At 71.2% G+C, this 4458-nt stretch carries 3 protein-coding genes; all 3 read right to left on the reverse strand.

Going from position 1 to position 4458, the window contains the following annotated elements; translation table 11 throughout:
- Positions 1 to 2043 (reverse strand): YhgE/Pip domain-containing protein (locus tag D7V93_RS38845; RefSeq protein ID WP_120648109.1); only part of this gene is annotated, 2043 nt, incomplete at its 3' end.
- Positions 2040 to 3971, reverse strand: a complete 1932-nt coding sequence (locus tag D7V93_RS38850) for a hypothetical protein (RefSeq protein WP_120648110.1) — start codon at positions 3969 to 3971, stop codon at positions 2040 to 2042. The genes D7V93_RS38850 and D7V93_RS38845, both read right to left, overlap by 4 nt.
- A 6-nt stretch (positions 3972 to 3977) precedes the next feature.
- Positions 3978 to 4319, reverse strand: coding sequence for a hypothetical protein (locus tag D7V93_RS38855; RefSeq protein WP_208723296.1), 342 nt, complete (start codon positions 4317 to 4319; stop codon positions 3978 to 3980).
- Between the last annotated feature and the right edge of the window lie 139 nt (positions 4320 to 4458).

Below are 4458 nucleotides of genomic sequence, written 5' to 3' on the forward strand. Positions count from 1 at the left end.
CGCGAAGGCCCCCGCCCCCAGCTGGGCGCCAATCGCGTCGAGCGGGGAGAGGAGCTGGGGCTTCGACGTGGTGGCGTCGCTGGCGGCCGCGTCCACCCGCGTCTGGGCGCTCGTCTTCGTGGACTCCGCCCGCTGCTTGAACGCCGCCAGGGCCTTGTCCACCTGGGTGGCGAGCGCCGTCTCCGCGCTCGCGCGGGCCTGCTCCAGCGACTTCAGCGCGGCCGTGACGGACGTGTTCGTCGTGCCCAGGTGCGAATCCAGCCGCCCCTTCGCCGACGTCACTTGCCCCTCCGCCGTCGCCTTCGTCGTCTTCATGGCCTGCACGGCCGCGTCGATGCCGGCGCCCACCTGCGTGTCCAGGGCCTTGAGGCGCTCGGGCACCTGCGTGTCCAGCGGCGTCACCTGCGCGGCCACCTGCTGCTGCATGGCCTTGATCTGCTGGACGCCCTGTTCCTTCGCGGTGCCAATCTGGGTCACGCCCGTGGCAATCACCTGCGACACCTGGGCCGTGGCCTGCTCGATGGCCTGGAGCACGGACTGCGTGAGCGTGCCCATCTGCGTGACGACCTGGTTCGTGGCCGTGTCGATCTGCGTCTGCGCCTGGGTCTGCACCGCGTCCACCTGCGAGACGATGGTCTGCGTCACCGACTGGAGCTGGCTGCCGACCTGGGACGAGATCGTCCCCAGCTGCGTGGTGATCTGCCCCACCACCTGGCTGATGCCCTGCACGGCCGGGGTCACCAGGGGCTTGGGCAGGTCCGCGGCGGGGATGGCGTCCAGCAGGCCCAGGGCCCGCTCCAGCAGCGCCTCCAGCGAGCCCACGAGCTGCTGGAAGAGGGTCTGGAGCTGCTCCAGCTTCTGGGGCAGGGCCTCGAACAGGGCCATCACCTGCTGCTTGAGCGCGCTGATGCTGGCCACCAGCGTGTCCAGCGTGGTGAACGCCGCATCCAGCGTCTGCTTCAGCGGCGTCTTGATGGCCTCCACCGCCGTGAGGGTGCCCGTCACCAGCCCGTCGATGGTGGTGCTCACCTGGGTGATGGCGGCCTCGATGCGCTTCTGCACCTGGTCGATGAGCTGCTCCACCGCCACGAGCTGCGCCGTCACCGTGGCCACCTGACCGCCCACCGTCTTGCCCAGCGTCTCCAGCGTCCCCGACGCCTGCGTCTTGCCCGTCGTCAGCGTCGGGGCCACCTGGGTGTCCACCGGGTCGACGATGCCGGCCGCCGTCGCCGCCGCCGCCTTCACCTGATCCGCGAGCGTCTTGCGCTGCGTCTCCAGCGCGGACTGCTGCGTCTGGTGGGCCTCCTGCGTCGTCTTGCCCGCGCCGACGATCTCCTGGTGCAGCGCGGCCAGCGCGCGGACGGGGTCGTTCACCGCGCCGTCCACCAGGGAGGTGAGCTGGGTGCTCTTGCCCGTCGCTGTATCGCGCGAGGTGGCCAGGCGCACCAGCACCGCGGCGAGCGCCGCCGCGAGCGTGGACCCCACGCCCTGGAGGTCCTGGGTGAGCTGCGTGCGCGTCTGTTCGATGAGCGCGTAGCCCTGCGCGCGGCGCGCCTCCGTGTCCGTCTGCGAGCCCTTCCGGGCCTTCAGCTTCGCGTCGAAGGACTGCTTGTCCGCGTCGCAGCGCTGGCCCACCTGCTGCTGGAGCGCGGTGAGCTGGCCCTGGGACGACTCGGCGGATGTCTTCGCCTGCGCCTCCAGCCCCTGGCTCTTCGCCGTCGCTTCCTTCCCCAGGGACTCCGACGACGCGCGGGCCTTCGTGCCCGACGCGGACAGGGCCTGCTGGTGGCCCTGCACCTCCGCCGCCAGCGCCTGGAAGCGGGAGGAGGGATCCAACACCTTCACGTTCACCGCGTTGACCTGCGTGAGCAGCTTCCCGACCGTCCCGTCCACCGTCGGGCGCAGCGTGGCGACGAGCGTCAGCACGCCCTGCGCCAGCGCCTCCACCTCGCCCTTCGCCGTGGTGAGGCGCGGCGTCACGCCCGAGCCGAAGCCCTGCACGGTCGCCTTGTGCTTCGCCACCGCCGCGCGCAGCTCGTTCATTTCAACCCCGCCAGTGCGGCCTTGGCTTCGGCGGCGGAGCCGGACAGCGCCCCCGTCTGCCCGTCCAGCCCGTTGAGCGCGCCGGTCAGCTTCGCGCGGGACTCGGCGGCCTGGCCCTTCACCTTCGCCTCTGCGGCGGAGAGCGCCGCGCCCGTCTCTTCCGACGCCGCGTTGAGCTTGGCATTCACCGCCGCCGTGGACGCCGTGTAGGCCGCCGTCGTCTGGCCCACCGCGCCGTCCACGCCCGCCGTGAGGTCGCCCTTCGCCGTCTCCACCTGCGGTGTCACGTCATACGTGGGCGTCGTCGCCGCGCCACCGGGCTCCTCCTTCGTCTGGATGAGGAGCCGGCCTTCGGAGATGCGGACGATCTCCGTGTCGTTCGAGTTCACCCGACCCAGGTTCCAGACCGGCTTGGCGTCCTGGTAGTCGTGCGTCATCGCCGTCTGGTTCTTGCCGTTCTTTCCGAAGAGGAGCTGATCGCCCTGGCTGTCCTGGGGCATGCGCACGCCCTCGCCCCAGTCCAGGAAGCGGTGCAGCGCCGCGTGGTCGAAGTGCAGCGCCACCAGCGCGCGCTCGTTCTTGTACGGCGGGAAGTAGAAGGTGCCCGGGAACAGGCCGGGCTCCGCCGGCACGCTCACCGTCTTGCTCCACAGCGGCACCGTCACCCGCCAGCTCGTCACCGATGTCTTCGGATCATCCACCTGGAGGTAGATGCGATCCGTGGCCTCGCCGCCGGGGCTGTGCACCTTGCCCTCGACGTAGATGGGGTAGTGGGGCGGCCGGTACGCGGGCAGCTCCGGCGCTGGATCCGACTTCTGCTCCAGGAGCACGGACAGCGTGACTTCGTAGCCCTCCGTCGCCTCTTGCTGGCCGTCATGCGGACCGACCTGGAGGCCCACGCCGTCGAAGGACAGCTCCGCCACGCGCAGGTCCTCGCCCAGGCCGGTGAGGTCCGGGCTCCAGAGCGGTCCGTCCAGCTTGATCAACGCGCCCGGGTGCAGCGCGAGCGGTGGCACGTCGAGGAACGTCAGCCGCAGGCGCCGCTTGCGCAGCCGCAGGCGCTCCTTCTCCCGCGACTGGCGCTGCTCGGCCTCCGCCGCGATGGGCGTGCGCACGAGCATGTCGTGGTGGATGCCCGCCACCGCCTGCGCCTGATCCAGCGCCACCGTGGTCGGCGCGGCCCCGAAGCCGTTGAGCACCCGCGCGCCGTGCCGGATGACAGGGGGCAGCTCCACGTCCACGCGCTCCACGTGCTTGCGGCTGAGCGCCGCGACCGTCCCCGTGGCGGCCTTCTTCGCGGAGAACGTGTACGTGTCCGTGGGGCTGGCGTACGTCAGCACGCCGCCACGCGTGTCCACGTACCAGAGGACGAAGTCGTAGAAGCTCGCGGACGGATGGTCATCGCCAATGCCCAGGCACACCAGCGCCTGCTTCGCCTCCAGCGCGTCCCAGTCGTACGTGAGCAGCAGGCCACCCGGCTTGTGCAGATCGAGCAGCTCCGACACCTTCTTGCCGGTGTGCAGCTCCACCGGGCGGTGCTGCTTCCAGAGCACCCGCGCCGGGTCCGCGAACTCCACGGTGTACCGGCGGAAGGCCACCGCCACGCCGTCCTTGTTGCCGTGCGCCGAACCGGCGACGCGCTTCTCCGTCACGATGCCCTGCACGAGCAGCGGCGTGGGGGGCGGGTCGTAGACCCCGGACAGGGACAGCCGCACGCGCACCAGGTCCGGCTTGCTGAACGCGGTGAAGAGCGCCGCGTCCACCTTCTCCAGCGACGTCCAGAACGTCAGCGAGCCGGTGAAGCCGGAGGGCGTCATCCGCAGCGAGAAGGCCTGCACCTGGCCACCGGGAATGGTGAACGCCTGCTCCGCCGCGGTGACGGTCAGCTCCAGCTTCAGCTTTTCGTGGAAGGGGAAGGGGAGCGCCATGCCTCGTTACCGGGCCTTCGCCTGGACCTCCTCGCGCGTCAGCGCGCCCCGGGCCTCCAGCGCATCCATCATCCCGCGCATCACCCGGGCCTGCTGCGCCACCATGCGCTCCAGGTCCGCCACTTGCTGCGTGAGCGCCTCCACCTTCGACATCAGCTCCATGTCGCGCGGCGCCGGACCCTGGGCGCGCGGGGGCGGAGTGGGCGCCACGCCTTCCGCGTGCTGCGGCGGGGCCAGCTCGAAGGTGACCTCCTCCATGCCGAAGCTCAGCGGCGTGGCGGCCGAGGAGGTGACCTCCCCGTGGTAGTGGTGCCGGATGGCGCGCTCGATGGAGGACGCGCTCGCCACCACCACCTGGAGGCGCTGGGCGCGGGGATGCTGGCGCAGGTGGGCGCGTCGCTGGAGCGCACGCTGGAGTTCACCGTGGCGCACGAGGTGGCGCACCAGTACTTCGCGGGGCTCGTGGGCTCGGACCCCATCCATGATC

The organism is Corallococcus llansteffanensis, assembly GCF_003612055.1.
GTDB lineage: Bacteria > Myxococcota > Myxococcia > Myxococcales > Myxococcaceae > Corallococcus > Corallococcus llansteffanensis.